The organism is Arthrobacter tumbae (assembly GCF_016907495.1).
Lineage (GTDB): Bacteria > Actinomycetota > Actinomycetes > Actinomycetales > Micrococcaceae > Arthrobacter_D > Arthrobacter_D tumbae.
This window is the reverse complement of sequence record NZ_JAFBCC010000001.1, coordinates 3,165,035-3,188,328: the sequence shown is the minus strand read 5'-3', so window position 1 is coordinate 3,188,328 and position 23,294 is coordinate 3,165,035. Positions and strand designations below refer to the sequence as shown.

Genomic DNA, 23,294 nt, shown 5'->3' with positions numbered 1-23,294 from the left:
CGATCTAGGACTCTATCCTGTTGCCGGAAGGCGCAGAGAATCCGTGCCGTGTCAATGCGGCCCTCAGCTCGACCCGGTCATCGAGCGGAAGGTTCACCCCCTTGACCTCCTGCCAGACCTCGTGGCCGCGCCCGGCGACGAGGACCACATCGCCTTCCCGGGCGAGGGCCACCGCCCGGTCAATAGCCTGGGCACGCGGGGAAATCTCGATGATCTCGCATGCAAGGTTCTCGCTGTCCCGTGCAGCACGGGCACCCTTCAGCACGTCCGACCGGATGCCTGCCGCATCCTCGTCATGGGGATCATCATCGGTGACGATCACGACGTCGGCCCGCCGGGCTGCCGTGGCGCCCATGATCGGGCGCTTGGACACGTCCCTCTGCCCGGTCGCGCCGAAGATGACGATGACACGGGAGCCGGCGTCCGGCACGCGCACCGAGTCGAGCGTCAGGGCCAGCGCGTCGGGGTTATGGGCGAAGTCGACGATGGCGGCGGGACGCTCACCGACCAGCTGCATGCGGCCGGGAACCTGGGTCGTGAACGGATCGTGCGCGTCCGCGGCACGCTGCAGGGCGTCGACCTCGACACCCGTTGCCAGGACCATCACCGCAGCCAGTGCGGCGTTGGCTACGTTGAAGGTACCGGGAAGGCCACAGTGAAGCCGCAACTGCTCGCCCTGCGGACCAGTGAGGGTGAAGGTGTGCCCAAGGCCGGTGCGCTGCACCTGTGAGACGCTCCAGTCCGCCTGCGACGTACCCGTCACGGACACAGTGAGCGTAGTGACGCCGGCTTCGTCGGCGATGCGGCGACCCCAGGAATCGTCAACCAGGACAACAGCGCGCTGTGTTCGATGTGGCCGGAACAGGGCGGCCTTCGCGGCGAAGTACTCCTCCATGCTTCCGTGGAGATCCAAATGGTCCTGGGTCAGATTGGTGAAGCCGGCCACGTCGAACCTCACTCCATCGACACGACGGTACTCGATGGAGTGCGAGGAGACCTCCATGGCGGCAGCTTCGATCCCCCGCTCCCTCATCAGCGCCAGGATGCCGTGCACCTGGGGTGACTCAGGGGTGGTCAAAATAGACGGAATGACCGTCTCGCCGGCCCGGATCTCGATCGTTCCGATCAGCCCGGTACTCCTGCCCAGCGCCGACTCCAGTGCAGTGAGGAAGTAGGTCGTGGTGGTCTTCCCGTTGGTGCCGGTCACCCCATAGAGAACGGGACGGCTGCCGGGAGGCTGGCTATCAAATACGACGGCGGCAAGGGGCCCCACGTAATCCCGCACCGGCGTTGCCCGGTACAGCGGAACAGATGAGTCTCCCAGCGCCGACAGAGCGACAACCACACCCGGATCGTCCGTGAGCACCGCCGCGGCTCCGGCGGCGACCGCCTGTGCTGCGAAATCCGCCCCGTGGCGGCCGGTGCCCGGAAGTGCAATGTACAGGTCGCCGGCGCGGACATCTCGCGAGTCAATCGTGACGCCCGTAATGGAGGCGGGGACACCGCCGTCGTTATCTGTGGCTACCCGCTGCACAGGGGCCAGCTCCGCTGGGAGCCCGGCGAGCACCTCATCCATGGTGCGCGCAACGACCATGTCCGGCCGCATGCGCGCGGTGGACTCTTCATTTGTGGACACGTGGGGCCTGCTTACGAGGTTCAGTACACGACCGGGTAAGTCTCGGGCTTACCGGTCGAGGGCGGGACGTTGTTCGAATTCAGAACATACTTCATGACCTTCTGGAAGGACTCCCCCGGAACCAGATAGTACAGGTCCCCCTGCGGCCGCTGGAGGGTCACGACGACGATGTACTGCGGGTCCTCCATGGGAGCCATCCCGGCGTAGGAGAGAGTGTAGCCGTCATAGCCGCCCTGCGGACTGGGCGCTTCAGCGGTACCCGTTTTGGAACCCACCCGGTACTCCTCGAGTGCTCCCGAAGCGCCGGACCCTTCCACCGTGACGGTTTCCAGCATGGTGTGAAGCTCATCCGCCGTGTCTTCCGACACCACCCTGGTTCCCTCTGCCTGAGGAACAGCGTGCTCCGTGCCGTCGGCATCGATGTAAGCGTCGATGAGGCGCGGCTGCAGGCGGACGCCGTCATTGGCGACGGCCTGGTACACCATGGCGGTATGCAGAGCAGTCTGTGCGAGTCCCTGACCGAAGAGGACGGTGTACTGCTGGCGTTCATCCCAGGTGTCGGGGGTCGGCAGGATGCCTGACGTCTCACCGTTGAGGCCCACGTTGAGCGGTTCGCCGATGCCGAACTTCCGCAGCCAGTCATAACGCTGCTGGTTGCTCAGCTGCTCACCGATCATGACCGTCCCGGTATTCATCGACTTGGCGAAGATGCCCGCCGCTGTGCGCTTCTCCGTCCCGTGCTCGAACGCGTCCTTGAAGGTCTGGCCGTCTACCGTATAGGTGGGCGGTGTTTCGAACCTGCTGGTCGGTTCGATGATACCCTCCTCAAGCGCCGCGGCCATGGTGATCAGCTTGGTCGTAGAGCCCGGCTCAAACGACGCGGTGACGGACAGGGGCTTCCAGAACTCGGGATCAGTCGCCGCATAGTCATTGGGGTCCGGAGTGGTTGACTCGGCCATCGCCTTGATGGCACCCGTCTTGGCCTCCACGACAACGATGTTGCCCCATTCGGCGTTGTAGTCCTCGACCTGCGCGGCGATGGTCTGCTGCGCAAAGTACTGGAGGTCCTGGTCGATGGTCAGGCGCACGGATTGACCGTCCTGTGCGGGTACGTCCTCGTTGGTTGCGTACGGTATGCGGATGCCGTCGCCCCCGATTTCGAAGGTGCGGCTGCCCGGTGTCCCGGTCAGCTGTTCTTCCTGCGTGAGTTCGATTCCGCTCAGGGCCCGTCCGTCGCCGCTCATGAACCCAAGGATTGAGCCTGCAACTGCTCCCGACGGGTAGGTACGCAGTGTCGTGGGATCGGCATAGACTCCCGGCATTCCGACGGCGAGCACCTGGTTTCTGACCTCGGGCGTCACCGAACGCGCTACGAAGGCGAACGAGGCGTCTCCCAGGATGGAAGATTTGAGCGTCCCCGCGTCCTGCCCGAGGATTGCGGAGAGCTCCTCGAAACCCTGCTCCATGGGAATGTCTTCAATGCGCTCATCCGTCTCCGGGTTGTACCGGTCAAACGTTTCACCACCGCTGAGCCTCTGGTCAACCACGATGTCGAAGCGCTGCACGGTGTGCGCCAGCTCGTTGCCCTCGTCGTCCAGGACGCTGCCCCTGAGCGCAGGCACCTGCTGGGTGACGAGCCGCTTGTTCAACCCGACCTGTGCCATTCCGCCGAGGTCGAGGCCCTGGACCTGGAAGAGGCGGACACCAAGGACCAGCAGCAGAATCAGGACGAACGCTAGCCCGACCCGGAGCCTCGCGGCTCCGAGCGCTACCCGTAATGTTTCATGCTTGGGATTGTCGGCTGGTGCCACCGTGGTTCCTCGCTGCGTTGGTGTACTGCGGTCTCTTACTGTCCGGGCGCGGCCTGGGCCGGTGCGGGTATTGTCCCGTCGCCGGCGGGCGCAACCGGAGCGTCGGCCGGGGCGGCGGGCTCCACCGGCTCACTCGGAGCGGCAGGCGCTTCGACCTGGCTGGGCACGTTCACAGCGGGTGCGGGTACAAGAACTGGCGGTGCATCCGACTCCTTGGCTGGCTCCGGGCTTCCGGTAACTGCCACCGAATTTACATCAATGGTTCCGAATGTCGGGGAGGCAACCATGTCGAGTTCGTGCGCCGCTGTTGCGAGATTCTGGGGTGCCCTGAGGTTCTCCAACTGCTGCGTGAGTGCCTGGTTCCGCTCGGCCAGTGCTACTTCCTCGCCGCGCAGCGAGACCAGCTTGTACTGGCTGCTCGAGACGGAGATGTTCAGCATGAGAACCACTACCAGGGCTGCAATCAGCGCGACCATGGAAAACACAGCGAAGGGGACCCGCCCCCGTGTGGGTGCGGCGGGGACCACCGAAAGGGGGGTCCGGCGTCGTTCCCTTCCCGGTTGCGTGCCGGGACTGGACACTGCCGGGTGCTGCAGCGCGCGGGCGGTGTTTCCGGCTACTGCGCCGGCCGTCGCGTGAGCGCTGTGACGCACAGACGGCCTTTGCTGCACTGATTGGCTCATCTCGCGTTCCTGTCTGTTGTGCTGGATCTGGTGCGTTCCACTGCCCTGAGTTTCGCCGAAGCGGCTCGCGGGTTGTCGGCGATCTCCTGGTCGGTAGGAGCCTCCGTACCCTTTGTGAGTGTCCTGAGGTAGGGCTTGTGCTCCTCGAGCTCCACGGGGAATCCGACGGGCGCGGACGAGCGTGTTCCCGCGGTGAACGCAGCTTTCACGATCTTGTCCTCGAGGGAGTGGTAGGACATCACGACCACCCTTCCCTGCACGCCCGTCGATCCGAGCGCGGCCGGAATTGCGCGTGTCAGTACTGAGAGCTCTTCATTGACCTCGATACGCAGTGCCTGAAAGGTACGTTTCGCGGGATGGCCGCCGGTCCTGGCAGCTCCGGCGGGTACAACCGCGCGGATTGCGTCAACCAGCTCACCGGTCGTGGCGAATGGCCTGGCTTGCCGTGTCGAGACGATTCCTGACGCTATCCGTCCTGCAAACTTCTCCTCGCCCCAGGTACGGATGATTCGGCGCAGTTCATCCTCGGAGTAGGTGTTGACGACGTCCGCGGCGCTCTGCCCGGCGCTCGTATCCATCCTCATGTCGAGGGGGGCGTCGTAGGAGTAGGCGAATCCGCGGTCGCGCTCGTCCAGTTGAAGGGACGAGACGCCGAGGTCGAAGAGCACGCCGTGAACCTGGCCGATACCGAGGTCCTCGAGGACAGAAGGGATTTGGTCGTAGACCGCATGCACGAGGTCAGTACGGTTCTGATGCGGTGCCAGCCGCTCTCCGGCAAGCCGCAGTGCCTGACGATCGCGGTCTATTCCCACGAGATGAAGCCCACTGAACCGCTGGAGCAGCGCCTCGGAGTGACCCCCCATGCCGAGGGTCGCATCAACGACGACGGCTCCCTCACCGGCAGCTTCGATTGCGGGAGCGAGGAGGTTGATGCATCGATCCAGCAGAACGGGGGTATGCCGTTCCTGGGTGGGACGCTCCTCCCCCATACGCCCGCTCCTTCCTGCTGTTTCGTTCCGGCTGCCGCCTGCGTGAATCGGTTGCCGTGGTTCTTCAATCAGATCCCCATCCGCTCCGGGCTTCCGTCTGCCTGGCTCCGGGGAAGGTGATCCAGGTAGTCGGCCGCTGGGCGGCTGGAGGTCTCATCGAAGATCCTCGGGCAACTCCGTCTTGCTGTACTGCTCTGTTTCTCGTAGCTTTGCAGCGACCGTCAGATGATTCCCGGCAGTGCATCTTCGTCAGTTTCAGAGAAGGCGGTTTCCTTCTCTTCGAGATAGTCGTTCCAGGCGGTTGCATCCCAGATCTCGGCGCGGTTTCCTGCGCCAATCACTGCAAGCTCCCGGTCCAGCCCGGCATAGGTACGCAGTATTGACGGGATGGTGACCCTGCCCTGCTTGTCCGGCACCTCATCCGAGGCGCCCGATAGAAATACCCGGATGTAGTCCCTTGACTGACGTGATGAGATCGGCGCCTCACGCATCTGCTCATGGACCTTCCCGAACTCCCGCTGGCTGAAAACGTAAATGCAGCGCTCCTGCCCTCGAGTCAAAACCAAGCCGTCGCTCAGCTCATCGCGGAACTTCGCCGGAAGGATCAACCGACCCTTCTCGTCCAACCGCGGCGAGTGTGTTCCGAGGAACATTCGTCACCGCCGATCCGCCCCGAGAGCCAAGCGCTACCACTACGCTCCTATGACCTCCACTTTACTCCACAATCCTCCCCCGTCAATCATCCGACGCGTGTTTCGCGACTCGCTGGTCGGAAAAACCCCCCCAATAAGGCGGTGTTGGCGTGTGGTGCAGAGTGGAGGGAAATCGCGGCCAACAGGACTTGTGGATCTGACGCACCGCACCACGTCACGTTTAAATGCCACAGGGCCAGCCTTTCGGCTGACCCTGTGGGGGAAAGTGGAGGAAGTGGGGCTTACGGTTGATCCCGTTTGCGCTCGTCCCACTTTTCTTCGAGACTGCTCAGGAAACTGCCGCGCGGAGAACTGGAGGCCTTTGCTGACCTGCCCGCACCGGGCGCCGCGCCGTCCAGCTTGGACCTCGTGGTGGCGTAGTAGACGCCGGCACCCATGATGAGGAAACCCGCCACTCCTACCGGAATGAACTGATTCCAAATGCCCAGAAGCAGGACCGCCAGGCCGGCGACGGTCACAAGCGATCCAAGCACGATGCGGCGAGTGGACATCGAGCGACCGGTGTTCGACGCCATGGAGTGGGCAAACTTGGGATCGTCGGCATGAAGCTGTTGTTCCAACTGGTCAAGCAGCCGCTGCTCGTGTTCCGAGAGTGCCATCACTGCCTCCTTGCTACTTATACCGAATCCCTCAAACCCAACAACGAGTTCAGCCGTGAACTGGTTCCCGGCCGCTGCGGCCGCGATGCGCGGCAGCATGCTGATCTGAGTGGGTCAACGCCTAATTGATCCCTACTGCTAAGGATAGTTTGCATTCACGCGAAGGGAAAGCCACGGTCAGCGGCCGGCCGGCCACCGCTCGCCGGTTTCCCAGCGTCACGGCTGCCCATTCGGAGGGCGCCCGTTCCTTGTATCGGACGGAGACTTCAGCAGCCGCGCGGGGAGGACCATCGAAGCTCCGAATTTACCGTTCACTTTGTCGAGGGCCTGCTCTGCGAGGCGCCAATTGTCATCCTGGCGGTCAATGGTCAGCTGGTGGGAACTGCCTGCGGCACCTTCGAGCCGCTCCGCCCGGATCCCGATGAGCCGAACGCTCAGCGGACGCGCACCCAACGATTCGAGGAGCTGACACGCCGCCGAATACAGCGCGTGAGCGCTGTCAGCCGGTTCGGGGAGGCGTCGTGACCGGGTCAGGGTGGAGAAGTCGGCGTAGCGAAGCTTCAGCGACACCCCTCCCGTCTGCAGCCCTGCGGAACGAAGACGGGTGGCCGTGCGATGCGCAAGGCGAAGCAGTTCCGCTCGAAGGAGGTCGTCGTCGTCGACATCTGTTGCAAAGGTTTCCTCGGCACCGATGCTCTTTTCCTGCCTGCTCACGGTCACCGGACGGGGGTCCTTCCCCCAGGCGAGCCGGTGGACGTGAGCACCGGTGGCCCCGAGAGTCCGCTGCAGAACCGATACGGGAGTACGGGCGACATCCTCGACGGTCCGGATCCCCAACCGCGCAAGCACCTCCTGGGTTTTCGCACCCACGCCCCAGAGTGCCGAAACCGGAAGGGTGTGGAGATACTCCACTGTTCGTGCTGCCGGAATCAAAAGCAGACCGTCTGGCTTTGCGCGCGTGGAAGCGATCTTTGCAACAAACTTGGTGGAGGCGATACCCACGCTGGCAGTTATTCCAAGCTCCCGGTGGATCGTTGTCCGGATCAACTCGCCGATCGTCCTGGGCGACCCCAGTCTGCGGATGGATCCGGCAATGTCGAGGAAAGCCTCATCGACACTCAACTGTTCGACCATCGGCGTGACGGCACCGAAAATTTCCATGATGGACGCCGACACCTCGGCATAGAGGTGGTGATGCGGTTCGAGGACAACGGCGTGAGGACAGAGCCGCATGGCGTTGGCCATGGGCATAGCGGACCGCACCCCGAACCTCCGTGCTTCATAGGAGGCCGACAGCACTACCGACCGGCCTGACGGGGATCCGGCAATGACGGCCTTCCCCTGCAGCTCAGGGCGTGAAAGCAACTCCACCGAGACATAAAAGGCGTCCATGTCAACGTGGAGGATTGTGCAATCCGCGTCCTCGATTCCCGCGAGGTCGGAACGGACGGGCATGCAATCCATCCTACTGCCGTGTGCTCCCGGAGCCGTTGGGCGGACGCGCCGGGAGCCAGCTTCCTCCCACAGCCAGCACCTAGACTTGGCCTATGACTGACGGTATCCCTGCTCTTTCCACGCCCATGCAGGACGAGCAGCATCGCTTCAGGAAGTCGCTTACCGAAGCTACCTCCCGCTTCCTCTCAGCGCAGCGATCCATCCTTGAGACGGTGTCGACCGACAGCACAGTCCTTGTCGATGCGATAGAGCGGCTGGCGGCCGGCGGCAAAAAGATGCGTCCGCTGCTGTGCTACTGGGGCTGGCGAGGCGCGGGCGGGGCAGCGGATGACGCCGGCGTCGTCATTGCGGGTATGTCGCTGGAACTGTTTCAGGCCGCCGCCCTCGTCCATGACGACATCATCGACCGATCGGACCTCAGGCGCGGAGCCCCCAGCGTGCACAAGCAATTCGAGCGCCGTCATGACGACGGCGGCTGGCACCTGGATGGGGAACATTTCGGAACCGGAGCCGCGATTCTTGCGGGTGACCTGTGCCTGTCCCTCAGCGAGGAAGCATTCGCTTCGATCGCCGCGGCGCCGGACCGGGTCGCGTCTGCCCGCGCGATCTTCAACAGAATGCGCACGGAAGTCATGGCCGGCCAGTATCTGGACCTCCTGGAGGAAGCGATCGGGCCGGATCGGCAGCCGGAAGTTGCGGCTCAGCGGGCGCTCAGCATCGTGCGCTTCAAGTCCGCCAAATACTCCACGGAGCACCCGCTGTGCATTGGCGGCGCTCTCGCGGGAGCACCGCCGTCGTTGCTTGCCGGCTACTCCGACTTCGCACTCCCCCTCGGAGAGGCGTTCCAGCTCCGAGACGACCTCCTGGGGGTCTATGGGGACCCCGCGCTTACCGGCAAGCCCGCCGGTGATGACCTGCGGGAGGGAAAGCGAACGGTACTGATTGCCAAGGCGCTGCATGCCGGCACTGCAGATCAAGCCCTGGCCCTCAACTCCGGTCTTGGCCGCGAGGGCCTGGGGCAGGACGAAATTTTGCACCTGCAGCGCATTATCGATGCAACAGGTGCCCGTGATGAGGTCGAAGCGCTGATAGCTGAACGCGCCCACACGAGCCACAAAGCACTGGAGGCGCTCCCCCTGGATCCGTTATGCAGGGACGCGCTCTCCGTTCTTGCGGAAGCCGCTATTACCCGGGTTGCCTGAAGACGGCGGCTACCACGCCATGGATTGCGCACGTCGACGGATCTCGGTCTTGCGCCCCGCCTTCAGCGCGTCCACGGGCCTGCCGGGCAGGGACTCGTCTTCCGTGAAGAGCCAACGAATGATCTCTTCATCCGAGAACCCCGAGTCGCCAAGGACAACGACTGTTCCCTTGAGGCTGTCGAGGACGTGCCCGTCAGCGATGAATTCTGCGGGCACCGACCGGATTCCGCGATCAGTGACGCGTATCGATACCAGCGCCCGTTCGTTGATGAGTCCATGGACCTTGGTAATGGACAGATCGAGCGCTTCCGCGACATCGGGAAGGGTGAGCCAGTTGCCCACGAGGTTCTCCAGTGTATTCACGCCCTTAAGCGTGCCATGCCCTGCTGCCTCAACTCCACTCGGCAGCCGTCCTTCCGGTCAAGTCACCGACACGCCAAAACTGCGCAAATACTGAGACTTTATGAACTGTTGTGGTAAGTGGCTCATGGTGTAGATTCACATAAGTCACACGAGTAACAGTAACAACTTGTGTATCAACTGCACCATGGGGTTCGGGGATCACGGCGGCATCGGCTGGCGCTCCTTGCCCTGCCACGCGGGCCAGCCCGCCATCACAGATGAGGACAGACCATGACCGCCCAGCGCCCGTCATCGCCGCTGAACGTGCCAGCCGCCTGCACCACGCCTTTCAGGAACCGCGGAATAGGGATCGCAGTATCCTCTGCGGCGATACCCGCCGTCGTTCTTTCCTCGCTTGCACTTGCGGCACCCGCGGCCGCCGCACCGGCGCCGGGCCATACCGCCTACCAGCCGTTGAAGACCATGCCGGCTGCTGCAGGTCCGGTTTCCGCGATGATCCCCGCAGCCCTGGTGGCAACGCAGGTACCGCGGATCGCTCCCATGCAGAGCAGCCCCACAACCTACGTAGTCCGTGCGGGAGACACCATCAGCGGCATCGCAATCCGCCACGGGTTGAGCATGCACACAGTCCTCAAGGCGAACGGGCTGAAGGTCAACTCCATCATCCACCCGGGCCAGAAGATCAAGCTGTCGGGTTCATCGGGATCTGCTGCTCCCGCAAAGCAGGCTGCTCCCGCCAAACAGCAATCCTCCGCAACGTACACCGTGAAGTCCGGAGATACGCTGGGCGCAATTGCAGCCCGCCACGGCATCAGCCTCCCGTCCGTCCTGAAGGCAAACGGGTTGTCGATGACCTCAATCATCCATCCCGGCCAGAAGATCAAGCTCTCAGGCTCATCGACAGCTTCCGCGCCGGCGCCAGAAGCTGCAGCGCCCAAGCCGGCAGCCTCGGCTTCCGGAGCAGCGTATGTCGTGAAGCCAGGCGACACCCTGGGCGCAATCGCTGCGCGCCACAATGTGAGTCTGGGTTCTGTGCTCTCGGCAAACGGGCTCTCCATGAACTCGGTCATCCACCCGGGCCAGAAGATCAAGCTGGGCGGCGGATCAAGCGTGGCTGTACAGACGAGCCCGAAGCCCGCGGCGCCAAAGCCCGCCGCACCGAAGCCGTCCGGCCCAACGACCAGCGGTACTTACTCCATCAAGGCGGGCGATACACTCGGTGCCATCGCCGCCAGGCATGGAGTCAGCCTCAGCGCGCTGCTGTCCGCCAACAAGCTGAGCGCGACCACCATCATCCACCCGGGCAAGAAGCTCACGATCCCCGGCGGCTCGAAGGCTGCGCCGGAGCAGAAGCCCGCCGACCTCGTTCCGTCGACCTTCCTCCACTACACCTACCCGGATGCAGTGGTGGCGGAAGCCAACAAGAACAAGCACACACTGAACGGCCTGCCGGTTCCCTCGCAGGCCCAGATGAAAGCGATCGTCGCGGACACTGCACGGAAGATGGGCGTGGATCCGAGTCTGGCGCTCGCCTTCTCCTACCAGGAGTCGGGGTTCAATCAGCGGGCTGTCTCACCGGCAAACGCCATCGGTGCCATGCAGGTCATCCCGATGTCCGGCGGGTGGGCCTCCGACCTCGTCGGCCGGAAGCTGAATCTGCTGGATCCCTACGACAATGCGACTGCAGGCGTGGCGATCATCAAGGCGCTTATCCGTACCAGCCCGAACCTGGATACGGCTATCGCGTCCTACTACCAGGGCCAGTATTCAGTGAAAACCCACGGCATGTTCGCTGACACCAAGAACTACGTGGCTGCGATCAAGGCGCACCAGAAGAACTTCCGGTAGACCTTCCCACCGGCTGTGCTCCTACAGCGGCCGACACCCCACCGACCTGTGTTGGTGCGGGCGTCGGCCGCTGTTTCACTTAGTATCGAAGGGTGCGGGAGCGGCCGAAGGACTCACTGGTGGACACCGTTGTGGACGGGCGCTACCACGTCCGTTCGCGGCTTGCGAGCGGCGGGATGTCGACGGTCTATCTTGCCACCGACGAACGCCTGGAACGCGACGTTGCACTGAAGGTTCTCTACCCGCACCTCGCCGAGGACGAGCGCTTCCTTGAACGGTTCGAGCGCGAGGCCAAGTCCGCGGCCAGGCTTTCGCACCCACATGTAGTGGGGGTGCTGGATCAGGGTGTGGAGGACGGACCGGAGCGCAGCATCGCCTACCTGGTGATGGAGTACGTTCCGGGAAAAACTCTCCGGGACCTCCTCATCGAACGCGGACGACTCACACCCCGCCAGGCCCTCGCGGTCCTTGACCCGGTAGTTGAGGGGCTGGGTGCGGCACATGATGCCGGGCTCATCCACCGGGATGTCAAGCCGGAGAACGTACTGCTGGCCGAACGCGGCGGCATCAAGATTGCAGATTTCGGGCTTGCCCGCGCGGTCTCGGCAGCAACCCACACCGGAACGCTTGTGGGTACCGCGGCCTACTTCCCACCGGAGCTGGTAACAGGCGGCGCCGCGGACGCTCGCAGCGACATCTATTCAGCCGGCATCGTGCTGTTCGAACTCCTCACGGGCAGGCAGCCGTATTCCGGTGAAGCGCCTATCCAGGTCGCATTTCAGCACGTTAACTCTCGGGTTCCCGCACCCTCCACGATCGTGCCCGGACTGGCTGAGGACCTCGACGAACTGGTGCTGTGGTGCACCGCGGTCGATCCGGAGGAACGCCCTATCGACGGCAATGCCCTCCTCGGCGAACTGCGACACATCCGCACCACCCTGAGGGACGAAGAGCTTGATCTCGGCAGCGACCACCGACCCGTCTCCGCGCCGCGAGGGGAAGACGCAGGAGCATCTGACCGTGCCGAACGCACGGAAGTCATCGGCGCAGCCTACTCCCCCACGGAGGTAGTGGGATCGCATCCGCACCCCACAGAAGTCTTCGGCGCTACGGACTCTCCGACAACAGTGCTGGGGAATGGCTCCCACCCGACCACCGTTCTTGGCTCCACCCCGGTTGCGCGATCAGCGCCGGAGCGGCAACCCGACCCAGCCACTCGCGAGAAGATTGCCGCCAGGGACTTCAAGGCCTACCGGAAAGAGCAGGCAAGAGCTGTACAGCGCCCGGCAAAGTCCCTCCGGCCGGGCAATGCCCGCCGCAGGAACGCCTTACTGATCCTCCTGCTCGCAGTCCTCGCAGCGCTGGCCGCAGTGGCCGGCTGGTTCTTCGGTGTGGGCCCGGGTGCGCTGGTGGCCGTTCCGGATGTGTCCAGCCGATCCGTGAGCGCTGCACAGGCCTTGCTCACTCAAGCCGGACTGTCATCGAGCGCAGAGCAGTCTTATTCCGATTCAGTCGCGGAGGGCCTTGTGATCACCAGTGATCCGCAGGCCTCCACCACGGTCAGGCCCTGGGAAGAGATTCAACTCCTGGTGTCGCTGGGGCCCGAACTTTTCGCGATTCCCGAGGTTGCCGGTCTCGCCGAGGCAACAGCGGCGGCTACGCTGGTAGCCGCCGGTTTTGAGGTCGGAGAAGTGACACCCCAGTTCAGCGACACCGTCAGCGATGGTGTGGTGATTGCGACCACTCCGGCAGCAGGCGAAGACGTTCCCGCGGCTACGCCCGTGAGCCTGACGGTCTCGCAGGGACCGGAGCCGGTCGCAGTTCCTTCCGTTGTAGGTCTGCCGGAGGAAGAGGCGCTCAACATCCTGGAGGACGCCGGCCTGAGTCCGGTGATCGCAGCTGCGCCGGTCAACGACCTCGACGTACCGGCGGGCTCCGTCCTTGCCCAGAGCCCGGCTGAAGGGCAGCTGCGTCCCGGCGAAACAGTCACGCTGACCCTCTCCGACGGACCGCGGATCATTCCCGTCCCAGATGTATTTTCCGACCCTGAGGCAGAAGCCATCGCCACCCTGGAAGAGGCTGGATTCACCGTTGAAGTGAACTACGCCTTCGGCCGCTCTGTGCTCGGCCTCGTAGCCGGGCAGGACCTCACGGGCGAGCATCCGGAAGGATCAACGGTCACCATCACCGTGACGTGAGAACGAAGCGCCGGCGGAGGTAGCTGCCGCGGTCAGCGTCGGGACAACGCCCCAGCGACGAGGAAAGCCATCTCAAGGGACTGCATGTGGTTCAGGCGTGGATCACACACGGACTCATAACGGTCGAGGAACGCTTCCTGATCGATCGGGTCCGCTCCTCCGAGGCACTCAGCGACGTCGTCACCGGTCATTTCAACGTGAAGGCCGCCGGGGAAGGTGCCGAGTTCGTTGTGCACCTCGAAGAATCCGCGCACCTCATCCATGACATCATCGAAATTGCGGGTCTTGTACCCGTTGGGGGAAGTGACGGTGTTGCCGTGCATCGGATCAGTGACCCAGAGGACCTTGGCGCCGGAATCAGTCACCTTCGACACAAGGTTGGGCAGCTTCTCGCGGATATTCGTCGCGCCCATGCGGGTGATGAACGTGAGGCGGCCCGGTTCCCTGTTGGGATCCAGCTTGTCGATGAGTGCCAAAGCATCATCAGGCGACGTACCGGGGCCGAGCTTCACCCCGATGGGGTTGCGGACGCGTGACAGGAAATCAATGTGAGCGCCGTCGATATCCCTCGTTCGCTCGCCGATCCACAGGAAGTGCGCCGATGTGTCATAGGGCAGCCCTGTGCGCGAGTCGGTGCGGGTCAACGCGCGCTCGTACTCGAGCAGCAGCGCCTCGTGGCTGGCGAAGAATTCGACGCGGGTCAAGGCATCGAAGTCGGCGCCGCAGGCTTCCATGAAGCGGACGGCGCGGTCAATCTCGCGCGCCAGCGATTCGTAGCGCGAGTGGGCCGGGTTGGCTGTGAAGCCCTTGTTCCAGTGATGGACGAGACGCAGGTCAGCGAAGCCACCCTGGGTGAAGGCGCGGATCAGATTGAGCGTCGATGCGGAGGTGTGGTACGCCCTCACCATTCGGGACGCGTCATGTCCCCGGCTCTCCGGCGTGAAGTCATACCCGTTCACCATGTCCCCGCGGTATGCGGGCAGTGTCACGCCTTCGCGGGTTTCATCATTCGATGAACGCGGCTTTGCGAACTGTCCGGCCATGCGCCCCATCTTGATGACAGGGAGCGAGGCGCCGTAGGTGAGAACTACGGCCATCTGGAGGATGGTCTTCACACGGGCGCTGATTCTGTCCGCGGTGGCACCCTCAAATGTTTCCGCGCAATCGCCTCCCTGCAGGAGGAACGCCTTGCCCTGGGCAGCGGCAGCGAGCCGCTCGCGCAGCACATCCACCTCGCCCGCGAACACAAGCGGCGGCAGCGTGGAAAGCTCTTCAAGGGAAGACCGGTGAACCGTGGAGTCCTGCCAGCTGGGCTGCTGGGAAATCGCCAGCTCCCGCCATGAATCCAGCCCATGGTCGGGTACTGCTGAATGGGATGCGGAGGTCACGGTTGTTTCGGTCACCGCTTAAGCCTAATGGCTATACCGGACGACGGCGGACTCCCTTGTCATGCGGCGGCGCACGTCCCGTCACATAGCCCGACTGCTGGAATCGCCCTCGTGCCTGGTCCTGGATCGCCGCGGGGCGGCAGGAGGATCCGGCGTCTCATCGGCGGCCTCGCCGGGCTCACGTCCGATCGTCCGCACTTCACCGGGCAGTGGGCCTTCAGTGCTCGGCGGCAAGGCGGTGTCCGACGACGGCTGAACCGCGTCTGCCGGAGCGGAGCCTTCCAGCCGAACGGCGGCCTGGCGGGACGGATCCGCAACCCGCTCGGCTTTTTTGCCGGTCTTCTTGCCCGCCGTCTTCGCGCCGGCAAGGCGCTCCTTGACGCTGCTGGCGTAGACGTCGACATACTCCTGGCCGGAAAGCCGCATGAGCGCATACATGATTTCATCGGTCACCGAGCGTTGGATGAAGCGGTCCTCGCCCATCCCTGCGTAGCGCCGGAAGTCCATCGGCTCCCCCACGATGATGCCCACGCGGCGAATATTCGGGATCCGCCTTCCGATGGGCTGCACCTTGTCCGTACCGATCATGGCGACCGGTATGACCGGTACCCCGGTGGCGAGGATAAGCTTCGCGACGCCGGTCTTTCCGCGGTACAGCCTGCCGTCCGGGCTACGCGTCCCCTCAGGATAGATTCCCAGTAACGCACCGGAGTTGAGTATTTCTTCCCCAGCCGACAGCGACGTAGCGGAAGCAGCGCCCCCGGACCGGTCCATCGGCAGCTGGTTCGTCAGCCGGAAAAAAGCAGCGGTCAGCTTTCCTTTCAAACCCCTACCCGTGAAGTACTCGGATTTGGCGAGAAACACCACCGGTCGCGGCACCGCAAGTGGGAGGAAGATCGAATCCGAAAAGGACAGGTGGTTACTCACAATGACAGCTGCACCGGTTGCCGGAATGTTGTCCAGGCCCTTGACCCATGGCCTGAACAGGAGATTCACAAGTGGACCAATAAAGATCCTCTTCATGATCCAGTAGAACACTCTGCCAGCCTTCCTGCGTGGATGTTCCGATTATCTGGAAACAGGCAAAACCATGCCTTCCGCAAACGGGTTCTTGGAACACTACTCTACGGGCGGACGGTGTGCGGGACGTCACTGGCAGTCCACGGAACGCGGTGACACCATTGGAATCATGACGGCCGACCCCACTCTCGCAGCATTCTCCTCGAACGGTTCAGGCAGTAAGGCGCGCATCGGGGTTCTCCTCAGCCACGGCTTCACCGGCTCGCCGGCGAGCATGGTCGAATGGGCCCGGTACCTGGCTGATCAGGGCTTTGCGGTGCGGCTCCCGTTGCTTGCAGGTCACGGCACCACCTGGCAGGAGCTCGCGAGGACGCCCTGGCAGCGCTGGTACGAGGGAATCGATACCGCATACCGGGATCTGGTTCGCACTACGGACGCGGTGGTTGTGGCAGGGCTGTCGATGGGTGGTGCCCTCGCTCTCCGGCTGGCGGCACTGGAACCTGTGGCCGGCGTCGTCGTCGTCAATCCCGGTCTCACCATCGGTGATCCGCGCGCCCGCTACGCCGGCGTACTGAAGTATCTGCTCCGGTCGGTCCCCTCGATCGGCAATGACATCCGAAAGGAGGGCATGGACGAGCGGGCGTATCCCCGCACGCCGGTCGCTGCAGTCCACCAGCTCGCGCAGCTCTTCCGTGATACCACCGACCGGCTCCCCCAGATCACCGCGCCCACGCTGGTCTTCCGGTCCAACGTGGACAGGATTGTCCCGGAAAGCAGTCTGGAAGTTCTGCAGCGGCGCATTGGGAGCGCACACTTGGAGGTAATACGGTTGGAGAACAGCTACCACGTGGCCACCATGGACCACGACCAGGAGCTCATCTTCGAGCGCTCCGCAGCATTCATCGAGCACGTGACGGCAGGTACCACCGCATGAGTCCCCGAGCACAGGACCCTAACGAGTCCACTGACGACGCCGTCTGGCAGGACCTCGTCGCACGGTTGGAAGAATCCCCCGGCAGTGAACTTCCCGAGCGGCAGGCATCAGGACCTGCACCTACCGCCGAGGAGCGCGTTCGAGCGATCTTCGACAACCAACCTGCGCCGGCCCCGCCCGGTCCGCGGGATTACGCGGCGGTCGAAGACGAGGATGACGGCACGTACCAGCCGCCCGAACCTCCGGCCCTGGGCGTGGGAGAACCCCTCGTGGTGCTGGCCTGGCTGTGCGCGGTCGGCGGTCCGATCACGCTCATGCTGATCGCGATGTTCTGGCGGTCGGCCCCCACCACCCTGATGCTGGGAATCGTCGCGATCTTCATTGCGAGCGTGACGTTCCTGATTTTCCGCCTTCCGAAGACCCGCGATTACGACGACGACGGCGCGGAGGTCTAGCCCGCCACCGGCCGCTCAGCGCCGCTCACTGAAACGGCCCGACGGCGCGGTTCCGTAGGCCCTGCCCAGCAGTGGGCGGTATCTGATCCGCGAGAGGTCCGCGGCTCCGACGAGCCCGGCATCCGGGCCGAGCGCCGCTGAGGTGATTGTCGCCGCCGGCCGGAATCCGCGCCCGGTCAGGTTGCGTTCGAAGGCGCGCCGCGCGGGATCAATGAGGAGTTGCCCCGCAGCACCGAGTCCGCCACCGATGACAAACGTCCCCGGGTCCAGGGCGGCACCGAGGTTCGCGAGGCCCAGACCAAGCCACTGGCCGACGTCGTCAATCAACTCCCGGCACACCGGATCGCCCCGAAGCGCCAGGTGGGTGACCACTGCGCCGGTGATCGCGTCGATGTCGCCGTTCACCTCCTGCAGCAGCGTTTGCGCCACGGGCGAATTGGCGTACGCAAGCTCGCGGGCTTCCCTGCCCAGCGCATTACCCGAGGCGTACTGCTCCCAGCAGCCACGGTTCCCGCACTCGCAGCGATGCCCGTTGGGCACGATGATCTGGTGGCCGAACTCCCCCGCCACGCCGTGGCGTCCGCGCTCAAGCACACCGCCCATGATCATAGCGCCGCCTATGCCGGTGCCCAGCGTGATGAGAACGAGCCGTGGTTCCCCGCGACCGGCACCGAAACGCCACTCGGCCCAGGCCGCGGCGTCGGCGTCATTCAGCACGGTGACGCGCCGCCGCAGCGCTTTCTCCAGGTTGGCCCTCAACGGTTCGTTGCGCCAGGCAAGGTGGGGACTGAACAGGACCGTCCCGTTGTCGAGGTCCATCCACCCTGCGGCGCCGATCCCGACCGACCGGATGCGGCGACCACGTCCCAGCTCCTGCACCAGGTCCACGATGACCCTTTCCACGGCGCGCGGGTCCTGGCCGGGTGTTTCCCTGCGTGCGGAGGCAACGATGGTGCCGTAGGGATCGACGACGCCGGCTGCGACCTTGGTCCCGCCGATGTCAATGCCGATGGCAAGTCCGCGTGCACGCAGCGGCCGCGCCGCGTAACGGGAATCCGCGGCCAGCGGCGATCTCGGGGATTGGCGGCTGCCGCTACCGAAGCGGTTTCCGCCTGCCGCGGGGCGCTCTTCTGGTTCCGCCTGCATGGGTACCGGCCTCTCGCCGTCGTTCTGGGACTGCGCCACGTTGATGACTGCGGCTCACCGTTACCGTTTTGTACATTACTGGAGAGTAAGAGCTCCCGGGAAAAGCTATAGGCTAGGGCCACTCACAGGATGTGATGAAGATCAAAGGAGATTCCCGTGCGCGAATTCAGCGTTCCGGTCAAGGTGAAGGTCCCTCGGGACAACAACACTACGCACCTCGTGGTGAAGCAGGCGGAAAAACCCAGCAATCCTGCCCTTTTTGCCACCAAGGATGCCGCAGGGCAATGGTCCGATATCCGCGCAACGGACTTCCTTTCCGACGTTCGCAGAATTGCCAAGGGCCTGATGGCGTCCGGGGTGGAAGCGGGCGACCGCGTCGCGATCATGGCGCGCACCCGGTATGAGTGGGCTTTGGTCGATTTCTCCGTCTGGTTCGCGGGCGCTGTTTCCGTACCTGTGTACGAGACTTCCTCTCCGTCGCAGGTTGCGTGGATCCTAGGTGATTCCGGTGCTGTCGCTGCCTTCGTTGAGTCGGGCCGCCACGAGAATGTGGTGCGTCAGGCAGTCGCTTCGGAGAGCCTGGAGGGGTTCCGCGACGTCTGGCAGTTCGACGGCGGCGGGCTCGACACCCTGCGGACGGCCGGCACGGGCATTGACGATGCGGCGCTTGAGGAACGGCGCCTGATCGCAGGCCTGGACGATATAGCGACCATCATTTACACGTCCGGGACAACCGGAAAGCCCAAGGGGTGCGAACTGACGCACGGCAACTTTGTCGAGCTGTCCGAGAACGCGGCGGCGGCCCTGCCCGAGGTTGCACATGAGGGCGCACAGACCATCATGTTCCTGCCCCTCGCGCACGTCTTCGCCCGGTTCATCTCCGTGCTTTGCGTCGCCGCCGGCGCCACTGTTGCGCATACGCCGGACATCAAGAACCTGCTTCCGGACCTGCAGAGCTATAAGCCGACCTTCATCCTGGCCGTCCCGCGCGTGTTCGAGAAGGTCTACAACAACTCCATGCTGAAGGCAGAGGACAACGGCAAGGGCAAGATCTTCCATGCCGGCGTCGACGTCGCAATCGCCTGGTCGAAAGCCGATCAGGCAGGCAAGGTGGGCCTCGGCCTGAAGGTCAAGCACGCCATCTTCGACAAGCTGCTCTACGGCAAAATCCGGACCGCGATGGGCGGCAGGGTCCAGCACGCTGTGTCCGGCGGCGCGCCCCTGGGTGACCGGCTCGGCCACTTCTTCCACGGCATCGGGCTGATGGTGCTTGAAGGGTACGGGCTGACCGAAACCACGGCACCCATCTCGGTCAGCACGCCGCAGAAGATCAAGATAGGGACGGTGGGTGCGCCGCTGCCGGGCAACGCGGTCAGGATCGCGGACGACGGCGAAATCCTCGCCAAGGGCGTCTGCGTCCTGAAAGGCTACTTCAAGCGTCCCGATCTCACGGAGGAAGCCTTCACCGACGGCTGGTTCCACACTGGCGACATCGGGCAGCTCGACGAGGACGGCTTCCTGAGTATCACAGGACGCAAGAAGGAAATCATCGTGACGGCCAGCGGCAAGAACGTCGTCCCGGCGCAGCTGGAGGACACTATCCGCGCCAACGCGCTCGTGTCCCAGTGTGTGGTCGTGGGAGACCAGCGGCCGTTCATCTCAGCTCTGATCACCCTCGACGAAGAGGCTCTGCCCGGATGGCTTGAGCGTCATGACCTTCCCGCGGGCACCACCATGGCTGAAGCGGCGCATCATTCCGCGGTCCGGGCGGAGATCCAGGCGCTGGTCGATTCGGCAAATGAGTCGGTCAGCCAGGCGGAAGCCATCAAGGTGTTCCGCATTGTTGAGCAGGACTTCACGGAGGCAAGCGGTCATCTCACGCCGTCGATGAAGATCAAGCGCGCACAGGTGCTCAAGGACTACTCCACGGTGGTTGAGGAGATCTACGTACAGCAGCGCATGCAGCAGGCCTAGGTGCTCTCAGGTGGAGGGCGCCTTGAGCGAAAGCAGGGCGTTCTCCACCACCTCGGTAAGCGCAGGATGAATCCAGTACTGGCCGCGGGCCACGGTGAACGCATCCATGCCGAAGTGCATTGCCTGAATGATCGGCTGGATCAGGTTCGAGGCTTCATGACCCATGATGTGTGCGCCGAGGATGATGCCGCTGTCTTCCTCCGCGATCACCTTCACGATTCCTGTGGTGTCCTCCATTGCCCAGCCGTAGGCGGTCGATCCGTACTGCTGAACCGCCACCGCAACGCGTGAACCCGTTCGTTCCGCGCGTTCCAGAGCCTGCTCTTCGGTAAGCCCCACCGTCGCAATCTGTGGCCTGGTGAACACGGCCGCCGGCACATAACGGTGATCGCTGGCATGCAGGGCCTCCGGGTGAAGCAGATTGTGGGAGACCACCCGCGCTTCATGGTTGGCCACGTGCTTCAGCTGGAAGGGGCTTGAGATGTCCCCGAGAGCCCAGACTCCGTAGACGGGCGCGCCGTCCCTGAGCACCCGCTGGAACGCGTCAACCGCGACCCTGCCGTCTTCGGTCACGTCGAAACCAACTCCCGATGCACCCACCCGGTCACTGTTCGGCGTGCGTCCGGTCGCGACAAGCACGACGTCGGCCTCCACGCTGAGCCCGGTTCCATCCGGACCCGTCAGCGCAGCGGTGACCGATCCGTCTGCGTTGCTGTCCACCCCGATCACCTGGCGTTCGGTAAGGACCTTCCACTGAACCAGTGCATTTTCGGTGAAGCGTTCGGAGACGGTGTCGTCGAGGGACCGCAGCATCTGTCCTGACCGCACCGCGAGGGTGACTTCGGTGCCGAGGGAGGAGAAGATGTGCGCGAACTCCGCTGCAATGTACCCGCCGCCGATGATCAGCATGCGCCGTGGCTGTTCTTCCAGCCGCATGACAGTGTCAGAGGTGTGGACCTGCGGCAGGTCCAGTCCGGGGATATCCGGAATCACTGCCCGGGAGCCCGCTGCAATGACCACCTGGTCGGCTGTGATTTCCGCGCCGGCCTGTGTCGTCAGAGTGCGGTCGCCAGTGAAACGGACGTCTTCCTCGTATAGGTCCACATGCTGCAGTTCATCCGCGCGGTACACACGCCCCGCCTCGGAGAAACTGTCGATGCGGGTGAAGATCCGGTCCCGCAGGTCTGCCCAGCGTGTACCGGTGTGCTGCAGGTCGACGCCGAGGCGGCCGGCGTCGTCGGCTGCGCGGGCAAGCTCCGCCGGGTAGACAAGCATCTTGGTGGGGATGCAGCCCACATTCAGGCAGGTTCCGCCGAACGTGCCGCCCTCGATAATCGCGATCTTTTTGTCATCCCACTCGGGCGTGATGATGGTGTTGCCGGAGCCGGAACCGATGATCGCGAGGTCGTAGTGGGTCACGGATCAGTGCAGCTGATCTACGACAAGAGCGGCGAGCTCAACCACTGCGTCCCTGGTGCGGGGCTGCAGTTTGGAGAGCTCAACGCGGGAGCCCTCCGCGAGATGACGGTCATACGGGATGCGTACCACAGTGCTGACACGGGAACGGAAGTGTTCCTCGATCTCGTTGACGTTGACCTCGGTGCGGTTTCCGGAGGACAGGTTGACCACGACAATAGCCTTGGCCACCAGGTCATGGCGGCCGTGCGCTTCCAGCCAGGAGAGCGTCTCCGACGCAAGGCGCGCCTCGTCGACACTGCCGCCCGAAACGAGCACGACGGCATCGGCCTTCTCCAGGGTGCCCTTCATGACCGAGTGCACCATACCGGTGCCGGAGTCGGTCAGGACGATCGAGTAGTAGCGCCCGAGGATGTCCGTCACGGCGCGGTAATCAGCGTCATCGAAAGCTTGGGCGACGGCCGGATCGGTGTCCGAGGCGAGGACGTGCAGGCGTGAACCGTCGCGTGCGACGTAGCTGGACAGCTGTGCGAAGGAATCCACCATGAACCGGTTCTGCACCAGCTGGCGGGCGGTGAACTCCGCTTTGCCCGGCGACCGGTCGGAGAGAGTGCCGCGGTCCGGGTTGGCGTCCATGGCGATGATCCGGTCCTCACGGATGTCTGCCAGAGCCATTCCAAGCAGGGTGGTCACTGTTGTCTTCCCGACGCCGCCCTTGCGGGAGAGCACGGGGACATACCGGGTCCGCTCCCCCAACCGGACGCTCACCCGGTGCTCAAGCGCACGCCGGATGCGCACGGCATCGGAATCGCCGAGGTTCAGGTAGCCGAAGGTCGCCCTGTACAGCCAGTGCCGCCACCCGCTGACCGGAGCGCGCTGCTGCGACGTCAACAGCCTGTCCGCCGTCAACGACGACGCCGGCTCCGGGCCCTGTTCCTTGTTCCGCCGGGCGCTCCGGTCAGGAACCGCAGGGGCGGCTGCCTGAGGCGCTTCCGATACTTCGCCGCTCAGACCAGCCGACGGCATCCAGCCTGTCGACTCCTCATCGTCGGCGAGCCGGATGTCGCTGTCGGCCAGGGTGAGATCAGCAGAATCGGTGGGGTGCTGTCCCGGGCGCTGCCCGGGACTGGCGGGCGTCGTTAAGATGTGCGGGAGGCGATCCGGCAACGGTGCCTGGACCACTGCAGGACCGGCCGGGTCAGAGCCGCCTGACACTGCGGCGTCGCCTTCGGAGCTCAGCGTGTACTCCCCGGTAGCGTCCGGCGCTGTGTCCTCCGCCTCAGCGGCCTCCGCCTGCTCATCCGGTTCTGCCTGCGCATCCGGCTCTGCCTGGCGGACGTTATCAGCGAACGCCTCAACGGAGGCTTGGTCCTCGGTGATGACCGCCTCTCCCGGCTGCTGCGGCACCCCGCCCTGGTTCGTGGACCGCTCTGCCGGCTTCTTCTCGTTCGCCATGATTCCTCA

At 64.1% G+C, this 23,294-nt stretch carries 19 protein-coding genes; 6 read left to right on the top strand and 13 right to left on the bottom strand.

Features of this window, described 5'->3' with window-relative positions:
• Positions 1-4 precede the first annotated feature (4 nt).
• The 7 genes from JOD47_RS15065 to dinB all read right to left on the bottom strand — a co-directional run bounded on the left by JOD47_RS15065 (position 5) and on the right by dinB (position 7,886).
• Positions 5-1,606 carry a UDP-N-acetylmuramoyl-L-alanyl-D-glutamate--2,6-diaminopimelate ligase gene (locus JOD47_RS15065; protein WP_204536787.1) on the bottom strand — a complete coding sequence of 534 codons (1,602 nt, stop codon included), beginning with the start codon at positions 1,604-1,606 and terminating at the stop codon, positions 5-7.
• Between the two features lie 50 nt (positions 1,607-1,656).
• Positions 1,657-3,447 (bottom strand): peptidoglycan D,D-transpeptidase FtsI family protein, encoded by a 1,791-nt coding sequence (locus JOD47_RS15060; protein WP_307836327.1) that lies wholly within the window; start codon positions 3,445-3,447, stop codon positions 1,657-1,659.
• Positions 3,448-3,482: 35 nt separating this feature from the next.
• Positions 3,483-4,130, bottom strand: a complete 648-nt coding sequence (ftsL, locus tag JOD47_RS15055; RefSeq protein WP_239548126.1) for a cell division protein FtsL — start codon at positions 4,128-4,130, stop codon at positions 3,483-3,485.
• A complete protein-coding gene (rsmH, locus tag JOD47_RS15050; protein WP_204535483.1) occupies positions 4,127-5,119 on the bottom strand; it encodes a 16S rRNA (cytosine(1402)-N(4))-methyltransferase RsmH in 993 nt (330 codons plus the stop codon). The genes ftsL and rsmH overlap by 4 nt, the downstream gene beginning before the upstream one ends.
• Positions 5,120-5,340: 221 nt before the next feature.
• Positions 5,341-5,772, bottom strand: a complete 432-nt coding sequence (gene mraZ, locus JOD47_RS15045) for a division/cell wall cluster transcriptional repressor MraZ (RefSeq protein ID WP_204535481.1) — start codon at positions 5,770-5,772, stop codon at positions 5,341-5,343.
• Between the two features lie 281 nt (positions 5,773-6,053).
• Complete coding sequence (locus tag JOD47_RS15040; protein WP_204535479.1) at positions 6,054-6,431, bottom strand: SCO2097 family morphological protein; 378 nt, start codon at positions 6,429-6,431, stop codon at positions 6,054-6,056.
• A gap of 216 nt (positions 6,432-6,647) precedes the next feature.
• On the bottom strand, positions 6,648-7,886 hold the full coding sequence (dinB, locus tag JOD47_RS15035; protein ID WP_204535477.1) for a DNA polymerase IV: 1,239 nt from the start codon (positions 7,884-7,886) through the stop codon (positions 6,648-6,650).
• Between the two features lie 92 nt (positions 7,887-7,978).
• Here dinB and JOD47_RS15030 point away from each other — a divergent pair, with 92 nt between their 5' ends.
• Positions 7,979-9,088, top strand: coding sequence for a polyprenyl synthetase family protein (locus JOD47_RS15030; protein WP_204535475.1), 1,110 nt, complete (start codon positions 7,979-7,981; stop codon positions 9,086-9,088).
• Between the two features lie 9 nt (positions 9,089-9,097).
• Here the strand turns inward: JOD47_RS15030 and JOD47_RS15025 are convergent, their stop codons facing one another.
• On the bottom strand, positions 9,098-9,451 hold the full coding sequence (locus tag JOD47_RS15025) for an Rv2175c family DNA-binding protein (protein WP_204535473.1): 354 nt from the start codon (positions 9,449-9,451) through the stop codon (positions 9,098-9,100).
• Positions 9,452-9,721: 270 nt separating this feature from the next.
• Between JOD47_RS15025 and JOD47_RS15020 the strand changes: the two genes are divergently transcribed.
• Both JOD47_RS15020 and pknB read left to right on the top strand, forming a co-directional pair.
• Positions 9,722-11,299 (top strand): lytic transglycosylase domain-containing protein, encoded by a 1,578-nt coding sequence (locus JOD47_RS15020; RefSeq protein WP_204535471.1) that lies wholly within the window; start codon positions 9,722-9,724, stop codon positions 11,297-11,299.
• Between the two features lie 92 nt (positions 11,300-11,391).
• Entirely contained in the window at positions 11,392-13,497 is a 2,106-nt protein-coding gene (pknB, locus tag JOD47_RS15015; RefSeq protein WP_204535469.1) for a Stk1 family PASTA domain-containing Ser/Thr kinase, read from the top strand.
• Between the two features lie 32 nt (positions 13,498-13,529).
• On the opposite strand, the gene JOD47_RS15010 is transcribed toward pknB, so the two are convergent.
• Positions 13,530-14,900, bottom strand: a complete 1,371-nt coding sequence (locus tag JOD47_RS15010) for a class II 3-deoxy-7-phosphoheptulonate synthase (protein ID WP_204535467.1) — start codon at positions 14,898-14,900, stop codon at positions 13,530-13,532.
• 66 nt (positions 14,901-14,966) lie between these two features.
• The gene (locus JOD47_RS15005) at positions 14,967-15,923 is read right to left on the bottom strand and encodes a lysophospholipid acyltransferase family protein (RefSeq protein WP_204535465.1); all 957 of its coding nucleotides are present in this window, start codon (positions 15,921-15,923) and stop codon (positions 14,967-14,969) included.
• A 151-nt stretch (positions 15,924-16,074) separates the two neighbouring features.
• Here JOD47_RS15005 and JOD47_RS15000 point away from each other — a divergent pair, with 151 nt between their 5' ends.
• On the top strand, positions 16,075-16,839 hold the full coding sequence (locus JOD47_RS15000; protein ID WP_204535464.1) for an alpha/beta hydrolase: 765 nt from the start codon (positions 16,075-16,077) through the stop codon (positions 16,837-16,839).
• On the top strand, positions 16,836-17,294 hold the full coding sequence (locus JOD47_RS14995) for a hypothetical protein (RefSeq protein WP_204535462.1): 459 nt from the start codon (positions 16,836-16,838) through the stop codon (positions 17,292-17,294). Before JOD47_RS15000 ends, JOD47_RS14995 begins: the two co-directional genes overlap by 4 nt.
• 15 nt (positions 17,295-17,309) lie before the next feature.
• Here the strand turns inward: JOD47_RS14995 and JOD47_RS14990 are convergent, their stop codons facing one another.
• Positions 17,310-18,440, bottom strand: a complete 1,131-nt coding sequence (locus JOD47_RS14990; protein WP_204536782.1) for an ROK family glucokinase — start codon at positions 18,438-18,440, stop codon at positions 17,310-17,312.
• A gap of 156 nt (positions 18,441-18,596) precedes the next feature.
• On the opposite strand from JOD47_RS14990, the gene JOD47_RS14985 reads away from it, so the two are divergent.
• Complete coding sequence (locus JOD47_RS14985) at positions 18,597-20,414, top strand: AMP-dependent synthetase/ligase (protein ID WP_204535460.1); 1,818 nt, start codon at positions 18,597-18,599, stop codon at positions 20,412-20,414.
• A 6-nt stretch (positions 20,415-20,420) separates the two neighbouring features.
• Here the strand turns inward: JOD47_RS14985 and JOD47_RS14980 are convergent, their stop codons facing one another.
• Positions 20,421-21,833: a mycothione reductase gene (locus tag JOD47_RS14980; RefSeq protein WP_204535458.1), complete on the bottom strand. Its 1,413-nt coding sequence runs from the start codon at positions 21,831-21,833 to the stop codon at positions 20,421-20,423.
• 3 nt (positions 21,834-21,836) lie between these two features.
• Entirely contained in the window at positions 21,837-23,285 is a 1,449-nt protein-coding gene (locus tag JOD47_RS14975; RefSeq protein WP_239548124.1) for a MinD/ParA family ATP-binding protein, read from the bottom strand.
• Between the last annotated feature and the right edge of the window lie 9 nt (positions 23,286-23,294).

Coding starts and splice junctions, on each gene's coding strand:
- JOD47_RS15000 (WP_204535464.1), top strand. CDS start 16,075: ATGACGGCCGACCCCACTCTCGCAGCATTCTCCTCGAACGGTTCAGGC.
- JOD47_RS15065 (WP_204536787.1), bottom strand. CDS start 1,606: ATGCGGCCGGACATGGTCGTTGCGCGCACCATGGATGAGGTGCTCGCC.
- JOD47_RS14995 (WP_204535462.1), top strand. CDS start 16,836: ATGAGTCCCCGAGCACAGGACCCTAACGAGTCCACTGACGACGCCGTC.
- dinB (WP_204535477.1), bottom strand. CDS start 7,886: ATGCCCGTCCGTTCCGACCTCGCGGGAATCGAGGACGCGGATTGCACA.
- JOD47_RS15020 (WP_204535471.1), top strand. CDS start 9,722: ATGACCGCCCAGCGCCCGTCATCGCCGCTGAACGTGCCAGCCGCCTGC.
- rsmH (WP_204535483.1), bottom strand. CDS start 5,119: ATGGGGGAGGAGCGTCCCACCCAGGAACGGCATACCCCCGTTCTGCTG.
- JOD47_RS14975 (WP_239548124.1), bottom strand. CDS start 23,285: ATGGCGAACGAGAAGAAGCCGGCAGAGCGGTCCACGAACCAGGGCGGG.
- mraZ (WP_204535481.1), bottom strand. CDS start 5,772: ATGTTCCTCGGAACACACTCGCCGCGGTTGGACGAGAAGGGTCGGTTG.
- JOD47_RS15030 (WP_204535475.1), top strand. CDS start 7,979: ATGACTGACGGTATCCCTGCTCTTTCCACGCCCATGCAGGACGAGCAG.
- JOD47_RS15040 (WP_204535479.1), bottom strand. CDS start 6,431: ATGGCACTCTCGGAACACGAGCAGCGGCTGCTTGACCAGTTGGAACAA.
- ftsL (WP_239548126.1), bottom strand. CDS start 4,130: ATGAGCCAATCAGTGCAGCAAAGGCCGTCTGTGCGTCACAGCGCTCAC.
- JOD47_RS14990 (WP_204536782.1), bottom strand. CDS start 18,440: ATGCAGGCGGAACCAGAAGAGCGCCCCGCGGCAGGCGGAAACCGCTTC.